Annotated in this window: 15 protein-coding genes; 12 read left to right on the forward strand and 3 right to left on the reverse strand. The window is 61.0% G+C overall.

Features of this window, described 5'->3' with window-relative positions; all coding sequences use genetic code 11:
- Nucleotides 1-52: 52 nt before the first annotated feature.
- On the reverse strand, nucleotides 53-790 hold the full coding sequence (locus tag CLV74_RS06755) for a phosphodiester glycosidase family protein (protein ID WP_106263464.1): 738 nt from the start codon (nucleotides 788-790) through the stop codon (nucleotides 53-55).
- The gene (gene rbfA, locus CLV74_RS06760) at nucleotides 790-1,206 is read right to left on the reverse strand and encodes a 30S ribosome-binding factor RbfA (protein ID WP_106263524.1); all 417 of its coding nucleotides are present in this window, start codon (nucleotides 1,204-1,206) and stop codon (nucleotides 790-792) included. Before rbfA ends, CLV74_RS06755 begins: the two co-directional genes overlap by 1 nt.
- Nucleotides 1,207-1,306: 100 nt before the next feature.
- Here rbfA and dapB point away from each other — a divergent pair, with 100 nt between their 5' ends.
- Nucleotides 1,307-2,116, forward strand: a complete 810-nt coding sequence (dapB, locus tag CLV74_RS06765; protein ID WP_106263465.1) for a 4-hydroxy-tetrahydrodipicolinate reductase — start codon at nucleotides 1,307-1,309, stop codon at nucleotides 2,114-2,116.
- A gap of 96 nt (nucleotides 2,117-2,212) precedes the next feature.
- On the forward strand, nucleotides 2,213-2,563 hold the full coding sequence (locus CLV74_RS06770; RefSeq protein WP_106263466.1) for a dihydrodipicolinate reductase: 351 nt from the start codon (nucleotides 2,213-2,215) through the stop codon (nucleotides 2,561-2,563).
- Nucleotides 2,564-2,593: 30 nt separating this feature from the next.
- Here CLV74_RS06770 and CLV74_RS06775 read toward each other — a convergent pair whose 3' ends face one another.
- The gene (locus tag CLV74_RS06775) at nucleotides 2,594-2,773 is read right to left on the reverse strand and encodes a DUF1674 domain-containing protein (RefSeq protein ID WP_106263467.1); all 180 of its coding nucleotides are present in this window, start codon (nucleotides 2,771-2,773) and stop codon (nucleotides 2,594-2,596) included.
- 72 nt (nucleotides 2,774-2,845) lie between these two features.
- Between CLV74_RS06775 and CLV74_RS06780 the strand changes: the two genes are divergently transcribed.
- From CLV74_RS06780 to CLV74_RS06825, 10 genes are all read left to right on the forward strand, one after another.
- Complete coding sequence (locus tag CLV74_RS06780) at nucleotides 2,846-4,120, forward strand: RsmB/NOP family class I SAM-dependent RNA methyltransferase (protein WP_106263468.1); 1,275 nt, start codon at nucleotides 2,846-2,848, stop codon at nucleotides 4,118-4,120.
- An 80-nt stretch (nucleotides 4,121-4,200) separates the two neighbouring features.
- Nucleotides 4,201-5,949 (forward strand): heparinase II/III family protein, encoded by a 1,749-nt coding sequence (locus CLV74_RS06785; RefSeq protein ID WP_106263469.1) that lies wholly within the window; start codon nucleotides 4,201-4,203, stop codon nucleotides 5,947-5,949.
- Between the two features lie 25 nt (nucleotides 5,950-5,974).
- Nucleotides 5,975-7,564 (forward strand): bifunctional phosphoribosylaminoimidazolecarboxamide formyltransferase/IMP cyclohydrolase, encoded by a 1,590-nt coding sequence (gene purH / locus CLV74_RS06790; protein WP_106263470.1) that lies wholly within the window; start codon nucleotides 5,975-5,977, stop codon nucleotides 7,562-7,564.
- A gap of 9 nt (nucleotides 7,565-7,573) precedes the next feature.
- Nucleotides 7,574-8,065, forward strand: coding sequence for a signal peptidase II (gene lspA / locus CLV74_RS06795; RefSeq protein WP_106263471.1), 492 nt, complete (start codon nucleotides 7,574-7,576; stop codon nucleotides 8,063-8,065).
- Nucleotides 8,066-8,119: 54 nt separating this feature from the next.
- Nucleotides 8,120-8,590, forward strand: a complete 471-nt coding sequence (locus CLV74_RS06800; RefSeq protein WP_106263472.1) for a DUF3035 domain-containing protein — start codon at nucleotides 8,120-8,122, stop codon at nucleotides 8,588-8,590.
- Between the two features lie 89 nt (nucleotides 8,591-8,679).
- The gene (locus CLV74_RS06805; protein ID WP_106263473.1) at nucleotides 8,680-10,044 is read left to right on the forward strand and encodes a M16 family metallopeptidase; all 1,365 of its coding nucleotides are present in this window, start codon (nucleotides 8,680-8,682) and stop codon (nucleotides 10,042-10,044) included.
- Between the two features lie 5 nt (nucleotides 10,045-10,049).
- Nucleotides 10,050-11,348, forward strand: a complete 1,299-nt coding sequence (locus tag CLV74_RS06810) for a M16 family metallopeptidase (RefSeq protein WP_106263474.1) — start codon at nucleotides 10,050-10,052, stop codon at nucleotides 11,346-11,348.
- 43 nt (nucleotides 11,349-11,391) lie between these two features.
- Nucleotides 11,392-13,293, forward strand: coding sequence for a DNA mismatch repair endonuclease MutL (mutL, locus tag CLV74_RS06815; protein ID WP_106263475.1), 1,902 nt, complete (start codon nucleotides 11,392-11,394; stop codon nucleotides 13,291-13,293).
- Nucleotides 13,290-14,459, forward strand: a complete 1,170-nt coding sequence (locus CLV74_RS06820; RefSeq protein ID WP_106263476.1) for a DNA recombination protein RmuC — start codon at nucleotides 13,290-13,292, stop codon at nucleotides 14,457-14,459. The genes mutL and CLV74_RS06820 overlap by 4 nt, the downstream gene beginning before the upstream one ends.
- A 133-nt stretch (nucleotides 14,460-14,592) precedes the next feature.
- Nucleotides 14,593-15,075: a lytic transglycosylase domain-containing protein gene (locus tag CLV74_RS06825; RefSeq protein WP_106263477.1), complete on the forward strand. Its 483-nt coding sequence runs from the start codon at nucleotides 14,593-14,595 to the stop codon at nucleotides 15,073-15,075.
- Nucleotides 15,076-15,095 lie beyond the last annotated feature (20 nt).

Genomic DNA, 15,095 nt, shown 5'->3' on the forward strand with positions numbered 1-15,095 from the left:
CGCCCCCATCTGTCTGCTGAGAGGGGCGACCTAACCCAGCTAGGAAGAGGGGTCAATTGGTCATCGGGGTAACGGTACCGACGATTGGTCCCATCGGAAAGCCGCCGTCGTGACGGTTCATGTCTGGCGCGTAAAGCCTGCTAATATTCCCGTCGAAATAGAGCGCATTCGGTGTCTTTAGGCGATCGCGGAACAGCGAGGCGAATTCGTAGAACGTGACTGTGTTGTTCGAGATCGCGAAATAGGCCGTGAGCCCGTCTTCGGACACGCCCACGCCGTTACGAATATAGCGCGAGGTCGAATCCTTCAGAAAGCGGGGGTGCAGTTTGCCGTCGATCACCAGCATCGGGCCGGACTGGCTGGCGTCGCGGCATTGGGGCTGGGCGGCGTTATAGGCCAGTGTCTCGATCACGCTTGCCGCGCCACTGTTCAGGCACAGAACGCCATTGGGCAGCATACCGAAATTGCCGGGGCCTGCGTTGGGGATCACCCGCATCAGTTCCGCACCGTTCTGGCGATAGTGGCCCACAGGGCTGCGGTCTTGGTGATACATGCCAGCGTTCATGGCAAAGCCAAGCTGCTGGCCCTGGGCCTGCAACGCCTGATCCAGCTTGCGGAACTGCCCCCAAGGGGCACCCTCACCGTCATAGAGGAACAGGCGCAGGTCTTCAGAGGTCAGGTTGACCTGACAGACCGTGTAGCTGTTTTCCTGATACTCAAGATCATAGCAGTCAGCGGCGGCCGCTGGGGCTGCCCAAAGCATCAATGCCAAGGCCGCCCACAGACGCATCAGTCGTCCTGATCCTGATCATCCGCATCCAGATCGCGGCGCACGTCGTCCTGATCGAACAGGCGGCGGGTTTCATCCAGCTGGTCGAAGGTCTCGTCCAGACGGAAGCGAAGATCCGGCGTGTATTTCAGGTTGGTGACCTTACCGATCATGCGGCGCAACTCGTTCTTGTTGCGGGCCAGCAGATCGACCGCCTGATCGCGGCCCTGACCGCCAAGCGGCATGATGTATGCCGTGGCGATTTTCAGGTCGGGCGACGTGCGGACTTCGCCCACGCTGATCGACAGGCGGTTCAGGTCGGGGTCGTGGATATCGCCCCGTTGAAGCACCTCGGACAAGGTGCGTCGGATGAGTTCGCCCACGCGCAGCTGACGCTGCGAAGGTCCAGGGCCTTCGGAGAATTTGTTCTTAGCCATAATGCGCATCTAATCCTTTGTCCGCACCGTGCCAAGCAGGCTTTGCCAATCCTGCAACAGTCGGCTACTCAGTGCCAACCATATCAGAAAGGAACAGGTCATGGGCGAGAGCATCGGGATTGTCATTACGGGCGCATCGGGCCGTATGGGCCAGATGCTGATCAAGACAGTGATCGAGCGTGAGGGCGTGACCCTTGCGGGCGCTGTCGAACGTCCGGGCCATGACTGGGTTGGCAAGGATCTGGGCGTGCTGATGGGCGGTACCGAAAGCGGTGTGATCGTCAGCGATGACCCCACAGCGGCCTTTGCGGGCGCAGGCGCCGTGATCGACTTTACCGCCCCCGCAGCCACGATTTCCTTTGCAAAAGCGGCTGCCAGCACCGGAACTGCCCATATCATCGGCACCACTGGCTTTACCGAAGAGGACCTTGCCGCCCTGAAAGAAGCAGGCGCAGGCAACGTCACCGTCCGCGCTGGCAACATGAGCCTAGGGGTCAATCTGCTGGTCCAGCTAACCAAAAAGGTCGCTGAGGCGCTGGACGAAGATTACGACATCGAAGTGATCGAGGCGCACCACCGTCGCAAGGTTGATGCCCCCTCGGGCACCGCCCTGATGCTGGGTGAGGCCGCTGCCGAAGGGCGCGGTGTGGCGCTGAAAGATGTTGAGGATCGCGCCCGTGACGGCATCACCGGTGCCCGCGAACGGGGTGCCATCGGGTTCTCGGTGATTCGCGGCGGCGATATCATTGGCGAGCATGACGTGATGTTCGCAGCCGATGGCGAGCGGATCACCTTGCGCCATGTGGCCAGCGACCGGTCGGTCTTTGCGCGGGGCGCGGTGAAGGCCGCACTGTGGGCGCAGGGGAAAGATGCGGGCGCATATGATATGATGGACGTGCTGGGGCTCTGAGTCGCCTGTCACACCTCACTGCACTGTGATCTGACGTATGTGATCTAAAGTAGGCTCCGGCGCGTTACTTCCTTGAAGTAATCCGGAGCTTGCCTGATGAGATACGCGATTTTCTTAACTGCATTACTGGCTGGAACTGCCGCCAACGCTGACGCGCTGGATGTGGTCGATAGCAAATCCAATTTCGTTCAGATCGTGAAGGGCAAAGACCTGACGCGGATGGGTATGACCCTGCAAGTTACTGAAAACGGGCAGATAACTGGACGCGCCTTTGGCAAGGATGTCTCTGGCGAGTGGCGCTGGCAGGACGGATATTTCTGCCGCAGCCTTTACTGGGGCAGCCGCGATCTGGGGGACAATTGCCAGCAGGTCGCCATTGATGATGGCGATATCCGGTTCACCTCGGATCGGGGCAAGGGGCAGCACGCGAACTTTGATCTGCGCTGATCCCCTTCGGTTTTGCGTCATGACATCGGGTCAGAAATCGACCGCGATGCCTTTCTTTTCCCAGTCGCCATAGCGCACAGGCTCGGGGCCATCACGGCCGCCAAGCTCGGTCGGCATCTGGACTTTTTCCGCGTTTTTGCGGCGCTCTTCGGCTTCGGCCAAGGCGCGCAGGGCGGCGGGGGGAAGGTCACGCTTGTCTTCTTCGCTCATGTCGGTTCCTTTCCGGCTTGCGTCTTGATATACGCGCGCTCTGCCTGCGGGCAAGATGACGGAGTGTTACACATGGATCAAAGCGGCCTCGCCCCGCGCCGTACGGCGCTGTACCTTCTGGACCAGATCACCGGTGAAGGCCGGCTTATGGCTGAGTTGATCGCCAATGGCGTGCTGGAACGTCTGGCCCCCGAGGACCGCGCCCGTGCGCAAAGTCTTGTTATGGACACCCTGCGCGGGATGGAGCGGGCCGACCGTCTGCTGCAAAAGAACCTGAACCGCCAGCCCGGTCTGACCGTGATGAACGCCCTGCGTCTTGGCGTGACCGAGATTTGCGGACGCAAAGAGGCGGCCTATGGCGTGGTGAACAGCTATGTCGAGATCATCGCCCGCAATAAGCGCGCCAGTCAGATGAAGGGTCTGGTGAACGCGGTTCTGCGCAAATACGCCGACGACGGTGCCGAGGCATGGGACAAGCTGCGCACCCCCCGCACGCCGAAATGGCTGCGCGACCCTCTGGGCGAGGCATGGGGTGCGAAGGTCATGACCGCGATGGAAGAGGCGCATTTCAAAGGCGCTCCGCTGGATTTGACTGCCAAGGGCGATGCCGCTGCGCTGGCGGAACGGCTGGGGGGCGAGTTGCTGCCCACCGGTTCCGTGCGCTTGCAGGACCCCGGTCAGGTGACCGCGCTGGATGGCTATGAGGCGGGTGACTGGTGGGTGCAGGATGCCGCCGCCGCGATTCCCGCCCGCCTGTTGAATGCCCAGAAGGGCGAGGATGTTCTGGACCTGTGTTCTGCGCCGGGGGGCAAGACGCTGCAAATGGCGGCGGCAGGGGCGAATGTCACCGCGCTTGATATCTCGGAAGAGCGTTTGAAGCGCGTCCATGAAAACCTTGAACGTTGCGGCCTGACAGCCAATGCCATGCAAGGGGACGCTTTGGAACACGAAGGCCGGTATGACGCGATTCTCTTGGACGCGCCTTGCTCGGCCACGGGCACCATCCGCCGCCACCCTGATCTGCCCTACGCCAAGGACGGCAGCGGCTTTTTCGCGCTGATGGAGCTGCAAGAGGTTATGATCGACCGCGCCCTCAGCCTGCTGAAACCGGGCGGCCGTCTGGTCTATTGCACCTGTTCGCTGCTGCCCGATGAGGGCGAGGTTCAGATCGAAGAATTGCTGGATCGTAACCCCAATGTACGAGTCGATAGCAGCATCCAGAACCTGCCTTGGGTTGATCCCGCGTGGCGCAGCCCCGAGGGCGGATTGCGCCTGCGACCCGATTTCTGGCCTGAACGGGGCGGGATGGACGGCTTTTACATGGCGGTCCTGCGTCCTACTGCGTGACTTTTCCGGAATTCCGGCGTAAAATCCCTGCCAAAGAGCAGAGCCTGCAACGACGGGCAATTGGCAGGGCAGACTAACAGATGGCAGAGATGCTTGACTGGAGCGAGCGGCGTACCCGCGCGTTCAACCGCTTTCATGCGCGGGCCGGAATTTGGGGCTCAAAGGCGACAGGCTTTACCACAACGCCTGAACCTTTAACCATTGGCACCTACGCCAAGGGGCGCCAGTTGGTGCATGGCAACTACCTATTCGCTGGCTATCTGGTCGAGGCACCGGGCGTGTCCATTTGGGACGTGACGCCCCCTGACAGCCGTTTCACTGCCGAAATTCATGGATGTGCATGGCTGGACGATCTGGCCGCCGCTGGGGACCCGCAAGCGCGGGAACTGGCGCGGACGTGGGTCTTTGACTGGATTCGCCGTTATGACAGCGGCAAGGGTTCGGGCTGGGTGCCGGAACTGACAGGTCGTCGCCTGATCCGCTGGATCAACCACGCGCTCTTTATCCTTCGCGGCGCATCGCCCGAAGAATCCGCGACGTTCTTTCGCGCAATGGCCCGCCAGCACGCCTTTTTGGTGCGACGCTGGCGTGTGGCCGTCGAGGGGATGCCCCGCTTTGAGGCTCTGACCGGTCTGATCTATGCGGGCATCGCGCTGGAGGGACTGGATGAAAGCGTGGGCGGCGCCGCTGCCGCGTTGGCCAAGGATTGCGACCGGCAGGTTGACGCTACGGGCGGCATTCCCACCCGCAATCCCGAAGAATTGCTGGATGTGTTTAACCTTTTGCTCTGGGCCCGCATGGCGCTGGAACAATCGGGCCATTCGGTCCCCGAGGCTTTGACAGGGGCGATCCAGCGGATCGTGCCTACCTTGCGTGCCCTGCGCCATTCCGACGGAGGTCTCGCGCGGTTCCACGGTGGCGGGCGCGGGCGTCCAGGCCAACTGGATCGCGCCCTAGCCGATGCGCGGGTGAAAGAGCGCCCCGGCAACGGGTTGCACATGGGCTATGCCCGTATGTCTGCAGGCCGTACCAGCATCATCATCGATGCCGCGAAACTACCAGAGGGGCGGGCCAGCGTGAACGCCAATGCCTCGACCCTTGCGTTTGAGCTGACCTCTGGGCGGCGTCCTGTGGTGGTCAACAGCGGCTCAGGTGCGCCGTTCGGGCAGAAATGGTGGCGGGCAGGGCGGGCCACGCCCTCGCAGTCCACATTGGGGCTGGACGGGATCAGCCTTGCGCAACTGGCTCCGCCGCAAAAGATCGACGGCTTGATGCGGGAATTGCTGCAAGACGGTCCAAAGGACGTGCGCGCCCACCTTAGCCAATCGCCTGAAGGCATCCGGTTTGAAGGCGGCCATGACGCCTACGTGCAGGACTTCGGCCTGACTCACGCCCGCATACTGGATCTGTCGTTCGATGGCCGCGCCTTCTCTGGCGAGGATCTTCTGGCGGTGCTGGACCGCCCTGCGCAGCGCCGTTTTGACGATGCGATTGATGAAACCGGCCTGCAAGGCATTCCCTTCAGCATCCGGTTCCACCTGCATCCTGACGTAGACGCCAGTCTGGACATGGGGGGCAGCGCGGTCTCAATCACACTTTTAAGTGGTGAGGTTTGGGTCTTCCGCCACGATAGCGTGGGCGATCTGACCATTCAGCCCAGTGCATATCTGGAAAAAGGGCGACTAAAGCCCCGATCTGCGAAACAGATCGTTTTATCCGCCCGCGCTTTGGATTATGCGACGCGCATCCGCTGGTCTTTTGCCAAAGCACAGGATAGCGAGGGCGCCATCCGCGACCTGACCCCTGTTTTGGCCGAGATCGCCGACTGATGTGAACCGCCAGGAGACCCCCTCTATGCAAGACCTCGCCCCGCTGCGCCGCGCGCTCATCTCTGTTTCCGATAAAACCGGCCTGATCGATCTGGGCAAAGCTCTTGCCGATCGCGGCGTCGAGCTGCTGTCCACCGGCGGCACCGCCAAGGCACTGCGCGAAGCAGGTCTGGCCGTGAAGGACGTTTCCGAAGTCACCAACTTCCCCGAGATGATGGACGGCCGCGTTAAGACCCTGCACCCGATGGTGCACGGCGGTCTGCTGGCTCTGCGCGACAACGGCACCCACGTTCAGGCGATGCAGGAACACGGCATCCCCGAGATCGACCTGCTGATCGTGAACCTCTATCCGTTCGAAGCGGCTCTGGCCCGCGGCGCGGAATACGATGAGATGATCGAGAACATCGACATCGGCGGCCCCGCAATGATCCGCGCGGCAGCGAAGAACCACGGGTTTGTCACCACTATCGTTGATGTCGAAGACTACGACGCACTGGTGGCTGAACTGGACGCGAACGACGGCAAGACCGGTTACAAGTTCCGCCAGAAGATGGCCCAGAACGCCTATGCCCGCACCGCTGCCTATGACGCCGCAGTGTCGAACTGGATGGCAGGCGCTGCCGAGGTTGAGACCCCCCGCCGCCGTGCCTTTGCCGGTCAGCTGAAGCAGACCCTGCGTTACGGCGAAAACCCCCACCAGTCGGCCTCGTTCTACGTGGATGGCGCGGACCGCCCCGGCGTGTCGAACTTTGTCCAGCATCAGGGCAAGGAACTGAGCTACAACAACATCAACGACACCGACGCGGCGTTCGAACTGGTGTCGGAATTCCTGCCCACCGATGGTCCCGCCTGTGCGATCATCAAGCACGCCAACCCCTGTGGTGTGGCCCGTGGCGAGACCCTGACCGAAGCTTACCAGCGCGCGTTTGACTGTGACCGTACCAGCGCGTTCGGCGGCATTATCGCGCTGAACCAGACCTTGGACGCGGCCACTGCCGAAGCGATCTGCGAAATCTTCACCGAGGTTGTCATCGCCCCCGGCGCGGATGCAGCCGCTCAGGAAATCTTTGCGAAGAAGAAAAACCTGCGTCTGCTGACCACCCCCGGCCTTGCGAACCCCGCAGCGGCCAGCGTGGCGTTCAAGCAGGTGTCGGGCGGTCTGCTGGTGCAGGACCGTGACAACGGCATGATGTCCTTTGACAAGCTGGAAGTCGTGACCAAGCGCGCGCCCACCCAGCAGGAACTGGACGATCTGCTGTTCGCATGGACCGTTGCCAAGCACGTCAAATCGAACGCCATCATCTACGCAAAGAACCGTGCCACCGTTGGTATCGGCGCTGGCCAGATGAGCCGCGTGGACAGCACCCGTATCGCCGCCCGCAAGAGCGCCGACATGGCCGAGGTTCTGGGTCTGGCAAAGCCGACCGTCGACGGCTCGGTCGTGGCGTCGGACGCGTTCTTCCCCTTCGCTGATGGTCTGCTGACCGCCGCTGAGGCAGGCGCAACCGCTGTGATCCAGCCCGGTGGCTCGATCCGTGACGAAGACGTGATCAAAGCGGCAGATGACGCCGGTCTGGCGATGGTGTTTACCCGCCAGCGTCATTTCCGTCACTAAGGAGCGCTGATGTCGCGGACGGCAGTACATATCTTCTGGCCCGCCTTCTGGGTCTTTCTGGCTGATCAGGCCAGCAAGTACGTCGTGGTCCATCTGATGGGCCTGATGACCAAACTTCAGATTGATGTACTGCCGCCGCTGCTGCAATTCCGCATGGCGTGGAACCGCGGCGTAAACTTTGGCCTGTTTCCGGCAGAGGCGGATGCAGGCCGCTGGTTTTTGATCGCCATCGCACTGGTGATCAGCCTTGGCGTGATTTTCTGGATGGTGCGCAGTCGCGCCTCCCGCATGGCCTGTATTTCGGCAGGTCTTCTGGTGGGCGGCGCGTTGGGAAATGTGGTGGATCGGGTGCTATATGGCGCGGTCGCGGATTTCCTGAACATGAGCTGTTGCGGCATCAATAACCCGTTTTCCTTCAATATTGCCGATATCGCGGTTTTTGCAGGCGCAATCGGGTTGGTTCTGTTCGATCCCAAGTCGGCCGAGAAAAAGGGTGCGTGACCTCGCCCCCAAGTTCCGGTATTCGTTGGCGAAAGTAGCGGAGGTTTTGTCGGCATGAAGCGTGTCGTGCTTATCATAGCAGCTCTGGCCCTGACGGCTTGTCAGGACGGCAACCCCGACCGGCTGTCGCAGGGGCCCGATGAATTTGCCATCGTGCCGCCCAAGGCGCTGGAGTTGCCTGAAACCAACGAACTGCCGACCCCGACCCCCGGCTCTGCCAACCGCACGGATCAAACGCCGCTGGCCGATGGTATCGCGGCCCTTGGCGGACGCGGCGCGCCTTCGGGCGCAGGTATCCCTGCCGCCGATGGCGCATTGGTCAATTACGCATCGCGTGGGGGCGTCAGCCCCGATATCCGCGCCGTTCTACAGGCCGAGGATAAAGATTTCATTAAATCCCGCCGCCGTCTGCTGGGACCGCGTCTGCCCTATAGCGAGATGCGCCTTGATCCCTACACGGTTCTGGAAAGCTATCGCGCCCGTGGTTACCGCACCCCGTCCGCGCCGGTGCTTTCGGACGAATAATCTACCCTTTCCGGTCACACTGACGTCAGCCCCCCTTGAAGCGGGCTGACGAACGCGTAGCTTCATCCCAAGCAGTGGAGGGAGACGTTATGCGCGCCAGATATTTAGCACTGGGATTGATGGCAGGGCTTGCGGCCCCTGCGCTGGCCAGCTCTGACGGTGTCACCACATTCACTTTGGACAACGGCATGGATGTCGTGGTGATCGAGGATCACCGCTCGACCGCTGTGACCCACATGGTCTGGTACAGGATCGGTGCGGCGGATGAACCCGCTGGCACCTCGGGCATCGCGCATTTCCTTGAGCATCTGATGTTCAAGGGCACCGACAAGATGGACGCGGGCGAATTTTCCGCCACGGTCTCGGCTAATGGCGGGACGGATAACGCCTTCACCAGCTACGACTATACGGCCTACTATCAACGGGTTGCGGCGGATCGTCTGGACTTGATGATGCAGATGGAGGCCGACCGGATGGTCAACCTTCAGATGACCGAACAGGATGTCGCGACAGAGCGTGACGTGATCATCGAAGAGCGCAACATGCGGGTGGAAAACAGCCCTCAGTCGATCTTCAGCGAACAGATGTCGGCGGCTCAGTACATGAACCATCCCTACGGCACGCCGGTGATCGGCTGGCAGCATGAGATGGCCGCGCTGACCCAAGACGACGCCCTGTCGTTTTACCGCGAATACTATGCCCCCAATAACGCGATTCTGGTGGTGGCAGGGGATGTGACCCCTGATCAGGTGCGCACCTTGGCGGATCAGACCTATGGCGTTTTGCCTGCCAACCCCGACCTTCCCGAACGCATCCGCCCGCAAGAGCCGCCGCAACTGTCGGCCCGCCGGATGGAATATGAGGACCCGCGCATCAGCCAGCCCTATCTGGTTCGAACCTATCTGGCGCCCGAACGTGATTCTGGCGCACAGGATGAGGCGGCGGCTCTGACCTTGCTGGCGAACCTTCTTGGCGGGGATTCGACCACTTCGCATCTGGCGGAAGAGCTGCAATTCGATAGCGACGTGGCGGTCTATACCTCGGCCAGCTACAGCGGCGTGTCGATGGATGATACGACCTTCAGTCTGGTGGTGGTGCCCAAACAGGGTGTCACGTTGGAAGAGGCCGAGGCCGCGATGGACGCCTCGATCGCGCGTTTTATGGAACAAGGCCCCGATGCAGACGAATTGGCCCGCATCAAGACCCAGTTCCGTGCCAGCGAGATCTACGCGATGGACAACACCGAAGGCCGCGCCAACAGCTATGGCCGCGCTTTGGCCGTGGGTTTGACCCTTGAGGACATCGATAACTGGCTGCCGCTGGTCGAGGCCACCACGCCCGATCAGATCATGGAGGCTGCTCGTAAAGTGTTCGATCCGCGCCGGTCGGTGACCGGATTTGTCGCGCCGCCGGCCAAAATTGAGGCCAGGTTAACCGAATCGAGCAAAGGATAAGCGGGATGAGACATCTGATTGCGATTGCCGTTTTCCTGATCTCTGCCGTTCAAGCGATGGCGGCGGTCGATATCCAGCAGGTCACCAGCCCCGGCGGGATCAAGGCCTGGCTGGTGCAAGAGCCGACGATTCCCTTCGTGGCCCTTGAGATCAACTTTGAAGGTGGTGCGGCCACGGAACCTGCGGATAAGCGCGGCGTGACCAACCTGATGGCCGGTCTTCTGGAAGAGGGGACGGGGGACATGGACGCCCGCGCCTTTGCCAAGGCCCGCGATTCGCTGGCGGCCTCGTTCCGGTTTGATGCGGGACAGGACAACGTGACGGTCTCGGCCCGTTTTCTGACCGAAACCTCGGATCAGGCGATTGATCTGCTGCGGCAGGCGATTGTAGCCCCTAACTTTGACGAAGTGGCCGTTGCGCGGGTGCGCGATCAGGTGCTGACCGGCTTGCGCAGTGATCTGACCGATCCTGACACAATCGCCAGCACCGCGCTTTCGGCAAAGATCTACGGCGATCATCCCTATGCGTCACCTTATGAAGGCTCGATCGAGAGCGTCACCGCACTGACCCGCGACGATATTATTGCTGCCCACAAAAGCACCATGACCCGTGATCGGGTCTATGTGGGCGCTGTGGGGGATATCTCGGCCGAGGAACTGGGCTTGATGCTGGACAAGCTGCTTCTGGATCTGCCTGAAACCGGTGCAGAGGTTCCTTCGGTCGCAACCATGGCCTTTGACGGCGCGCAGCAGGTGATTCCCTTTGATACGCCCCAGTCGGTGGCCCTGTTCGCGCAGCCTGCGATTAACTTCGACGATCCCGATTACTTTGCGGCCTACATCCTGAACCACATTCTGGGTGGTGCGGGGTTTGAAAGCCGCCTGATGACCGAAGTGCGGGAAAAGCGGGGTCTGACCTACGGGATCAGCAGCTTTATGATCAGCCGTGATCTGGCGGATGTCTGGATCGGTCAGGTGGCCAGCGCCAATGATCGGATGGCCGAAACCGTGCAGGTGGTGAAGGATGAATGGGCCCGCATGGCCCGCGATGGGGTCACTGCCGAGGAACTGGAGCAGGCCAAAACCTATCTGACCGGCGCCTATCCCCTGCGGTTCGACAGCAACGCGGCAATCGCCCGTATTCTGGTGGGCATGCAGTCCATCGGCCGCACCCCTGAATATATCGAGACGCGGAACGATAATATCAACGCTGTCACGCTAGAGCAGATCAATGCTTTGGCGGCCCGCCTGATGGATGTGAATAAGCTGGATTTCGTGATCGTCGGGCAGCCTGTCGGCCTTTGATCCCCGCTAGAGATTCGTAATCCTCCGTGCTAAGTCTTGGGGCATGAATGCTCTCGGCCCCAAGATATCCACAGATCGCCCTGTGATCCGCCAGTTGGACAGTGGCGCAATCAACCGCATCGCCGCTGGCGAAGTGGTCGAACGTCCTGCCTCGGCGGTTAAGGAACTGGTGGAAAACGCCATCGACGCTGGTGCCCGCCGCATTGAGGTCTGCGTGGCTGACGGCGGCAAGACTTTGATCCGCGTGACTGACGATGGCTGCGGCATGACTGCCGAAGATTTGCCGCTGGCGCTGTCCCGTCATGCGACCAGCAAGATTGACGGCTCTGACCTGTTAAACATCCACACCTTCGGCTTTCGAGGCGAGGCGCTGCCATCGCTTGGTGCGGTGGGGCGTTTGTCCATCACCTCACGCGTGGAAGGAGGCGAGGCGGTGACGATCTCGGTCGCGGGGGGCGCGATGACGCCGGTCAAGCCTGCGGCTTTGTCGGGCGGTACCGTGGTTGAACTGCGGGATCTGTTCTACGCCACCCCTGCGCGGTTGAAATTCATGCGTTCGGATCGGGCCGAGATGCAGGCGATCAGCGATGTCATCAAGCGACTGGCGATGGCCGAGCCGTCCGTTGGCTTCACCCTGCGCGATGTGACGGGCGGTGGTGCAGGACGCACTACGTTCCGCGCCGATGCGGAAACCGGCGATCTGTTCGACGCGTTGCGCAGCCGCTTGGCACAGGTTTTGGGAGCTGAGTTTACCGACAACGCGCTGGCGATTGATGCCGAACGCGAAGGCACCCGCCTGACCGGCTATGCAGCCTTGCCCACCTATTCGCGGGGCGCGGCAGTGGCGCAGTTCCTGTTCGTGAATGGCCGTCCCGTGAAGGACAAGCAGTTGATCGGTGCCTTGCGCGCCGCCTATATGGATTTTCTCAGCCGCGACCGTCATCCCGCCGCCGTGCTGTTTGTCGATTGCGAGCCCGAGCGCGTTGACGTGAACGTACACCCCGCGAAATCCGAGGTTCGCTTTCGCGATGCCGGACTGGTGCGCGGCTTGATCGTGTCCAGCTTGCGCCATGCGCTGGCGGAGGCGGGGCATCGGGCCTCGACCACCGTGGCGGGGGCGACCTTGGGCGCGATGCGGCCTGAAACCCAGACGCCCTATCGTCCCATTTACCAGATGGACCGCCCCAGCGCGGCGGCACGCTCGGCCAGTTATTTGGGCCAGTCGCCCGATTTCGTGCCCGCACCAAGCTATGGCGAGACTACGCGGCCGAAACCTGAAGGGTTCGCGGAATTCTCGGGTGCCTATAGCGGTCGGGTGGTTGAAGCGCCCGAACCGCAAGAGGCTGCGCAAACCGCGCCGCAGAACCTGCCTTTGGGGGTGGCGCGTGGGCAGGTGCATGAGAACTACATCATCGCGCAAACCGCCGATGGCATGGTGATCGTTGACCAGCACGCCGCGCACGAACGCTTGGTTTACGAAAAGCTGAAACGCCAGATGGCCGAGAATGGCGTGGCCGCGCAGGCGCTGTTGATCCCCGAAGTGGTGGATCTGTCCGATGCCGATTGCGCCCGCCTGATGGATCACGCTGATGATCTGTCCCGTATGGGGCTGACGGTTGAACCCTTTGGCAGCGGCGCGATTGCTGTGCGCGAAACGCCAGCGATCTTGGGTAATGTGGATGCCAAGGCGATGATCCGCGACATTCTGGATGAGCTGTCTGATCAAGGCGAAAGCACCACCTTGCAAGCGCGGTTAGAGGCGATCCTGTCACGGGTGGCCTGTCACGGCTCGGTCCGGTCGGGGCGGCGGATGCAAGGGGAAGAGATGAACGCTCTGCTGCGCGAGATGGAGGCAACGCCCCATTCCGGCCAATGCAACCACGGTCGCCCCACCTATGTGGAGCTGAAACTTTCCGACATCGAAAGGCTGTTCGGACGCACATGACCCAAGAGACTGCCGATCTTCTGACCCTTCAGAACCCTGTGGTTCTGGGCGCTTTGGCCTTTGCTGCATTGGTCCTTATTCTGCTGTTCTCTGCCATGCGGGCAGCGGGAAAATCCGCGCAGATGCTAGAGCCCGTGGCGCGGCAGATGTGGGCGCTGGATCAGCGGGTGCAAAGCCTATCTGACGGGCAGCAACAGTTGGCGGGCGGACTAAATCACGTGTCCGAGGCGCAAGCGGCCAGTCAGAAACACATGCTGCAACTGATGGAGCAGCGACTGGCTCATGTGACCGAGCAGATGAACCTGAACCTGCACGGCAGTGCACAGCGCACGGCGCGGTCTTTGGGTGAATTGCAGCAGCGGCTGGCGACCATCGACAAGGCACAAGAGAATATCACCAAGCTTTCCGGCGATGTTCTAAGCCTGCAAGACATCCTGTCGAATAAGCAGACCCGCGGGGCCTTTGGAGAAATCCAGCTGACCGATATCGTCACCAAGGCGCTGCCCTCGGACAGCTATACCTTGCAGGCGACGCTTTCGAACGGGCGGCGGGCGGACTGTCTGATCCACTTGCCTAATCCGCCGGGCCCGATTGTGATCGACAGCAAGTTCCCCTTGGAGGCCTATGAGGCCCTGCGCCGTGCTCAAACGCAGGCCGAATTGAATGAGGCCGCGCGGATGCTGCGCCAGTCCGTGCGCACCCACATCCGCGCGATCTCTGAAAAGTACATCCTTGAGGGCGAGACCGCTGACGGCGCGATCTTGTTCCTACCGTCCGAGGCGGTTTACGCCGAATTGCACGCCAATTTCCCTGAATTGGTGCGCGAAGGCTTTAGTGCGCGGGTCTGGATTGTTTCTCCGACGACCTGCATGGCGACGCTAAATACGATGCGTGCGATTCTGAAAGATGCCCGAATGCGGGAACAGGCGGGGGCCATCCGCAAGGAATTGGCCGCGCTATATGGGGATGTGGATCGCCTTGGCGCCCGAGTCGAGAATCTGGATCGCCATTTCAATCAGGCGGCGCGGGATATTTCGGATATCAAAATCAGCGCCGAAAAGGCCGCAAAAAGAGCAAAACGCCTCGATAACTTCGATTTTGAAGAACTTGCGCCGGAAAGCGCCGAGGCTTTAGGCGTCTCTCGGCAAGAATCCGGCAGCAGCTAGCGGACACCCGCTCACGGGTTTATTTCAGGCGTGACAGATGCCGTGAACCTGTGCTTTTTCTCTTCTTGCGGTAATGAGCCCACAAAAAACAATCAGGGCCGTGCTGCGCCGAAGGGACAGTGAAAGAGCGAAAATGATCAGAAAGACAGTCACGGCTTTGGCCGCAGGTTTGGTTTTATCATTAGCAGCGTGTGCAGATATCCCTACCGAGGTCGAAAATGGACCGGCATTTGTTGAATATGATGCACCCCTGTATCCCAATGAAACACACGAACTGCGCGAATTGATCCTGAAATACGCGCAGGAATACGAAGTCCCGCCGGAATTGATCCAGCGCGTGGTGATCCGCGAAAGCACCCACCGTCCCGGCGCCCGCAATGGCCCTTATTACGGCCTGATGCAGATCCTGCCTGCCACTGCCCGCAGCATGGGTTTTCAGGGCAAGCCCGGTGATCTGTTGGATGCGGAAACTAACTTGAAGTACGCCGTGAAATATTTGCGCGGTGCGTGGATGGTGTCTGATGGCGACGAAAGCGCTGCTGTTATGCACTATGCCCGCGGATACTATTACGAGGCCAAAAAGCGTGGCCTTCTTGATGAGACCGGCCTTCGCTGACTGATTGCCCCCCGCTCACG

This window comes from Donghicola tyrosinivorans, assembly GCF_003003355.1.
Classification (GTDB): domain Bacteria; phylum Pseudomonadota; class Alphaproteobacteria; order Rhodobacterales; family Rhodobacteraceae; genus Donghicola; species Donghicola tyrosinivorans.

What these genes read in the sequence shown, in the direction of transcription:
- dapB (WP_106263465.1), top strand. Translation starts at nt 1,307, where the DNA reads ATGGGCGAGAGCATCGGGATTGTCATTACGGGCGCATCGGGCCGTATG.
- CLV74_RS06805 (WP_106263473.1), top strand. Translation starts at nt 8,680, where the DNA reads ATGCGCGCCAGATATTTAGCACTGGGATTGATGGCAGGGCTTGCGGCC.
- CLV74_RS06780 (WP_106263468.1), top strand. Translation starts at nt 2,846, where the DNA reads ATGGATCAAAGCGGCCTCGCCCCGCGCCGTACGGCGCTGTACCTTCTG.
- CLV74_RS06755 (WP_106263464.1), bottom strand. Translation starts at nt 790, where the DNA reads ATGCGTCTGTGGGCGGCCTTGGCATTGATGCTTTGGGCAGCCCCAGCG.
- CLV74_RS06825 (WP_106263477.1), top strand. Translation starts at nt 14,593, where the DNA reads ATGATCAGAAAGACAGTCACGGCTTTGGCCGCAGGTTTGGTTTTATCA.
- lspA (WP_106263471.1), top strand. Translation starts at nt 7,574, where the DNA reads ATGTCGCGGACGGCAGTACATATCTTCTGGCCCGCCTTCTGGGTCTTT.
- rbfA (WP_106263524.1), bottom strand. Translation starts at nt 1,206, where the DNA reads ATGGCTAAGAACAAATTCTCCGAAGGCCCTGGACCTTCGCAGCGTCAG.
- CLV74_RS06820 (WP_106263476.1), top strand. Translation starts at nt 13,290, where the DNA reads ATGACCCAAGAGACTGCCGATCTTCTGACCCTTCAGAACCCTGTGGTT.
- mutL (WP_106263475.1), top strand. Translation starts at nt 11,392, where the DNA reads ATGAATGCTCTCGGCCCCAAGATATCCACAGATCGCCCTGTGATCCGC.
- CLV74_RS06775 (WP_106263467.1), bottom strand. Translation starts at nt 2,773, where the DNA reads ATGAGCGAAGAAGACAAGCGTGACCTTCCCCCCGCCGCCCTGCGCGCC.
- CLV74_RS06785 (WP_106263469.1), top strand. Translation starts at nt 4,201, where the DNA reads ATGGCAGAGATGCTTGACTGGAGCGAGCGGCGTACCCGCGCGTTCAAC.
- CLV74_RS06770 (WP_106263466.1), top strand. Translation starts at nt 2,213, where the DNA reads ATGAGATACGCGATTTTCTTAACTGCATTACTGGCTGGAACTGCCGCC.
- CLV74_RS06810 (WP_106263474.1), top strand. Translation starts at nt 10,050, where the DNA reads ATGAGACATCTGATTGCGATTGCCGTTTTCCTGATCTCTGCCGTTCAA.
- CLV74_RS06800 (WP_106263472.1), top strand. Translation starts at nt 8,120, where the DNA reads ATGAAGCGTGTCGTGCTTATCATAGCAGCTCTGGCCCTGACGGCTTGT.
- purH (WP_106263470.1), top strand. Translation starts at nt 5,975, where the DNA reads ATGCAAGACCTCGCCCCGCTGCGCCGCGCGCTCATCTCTGTTTCCGAT.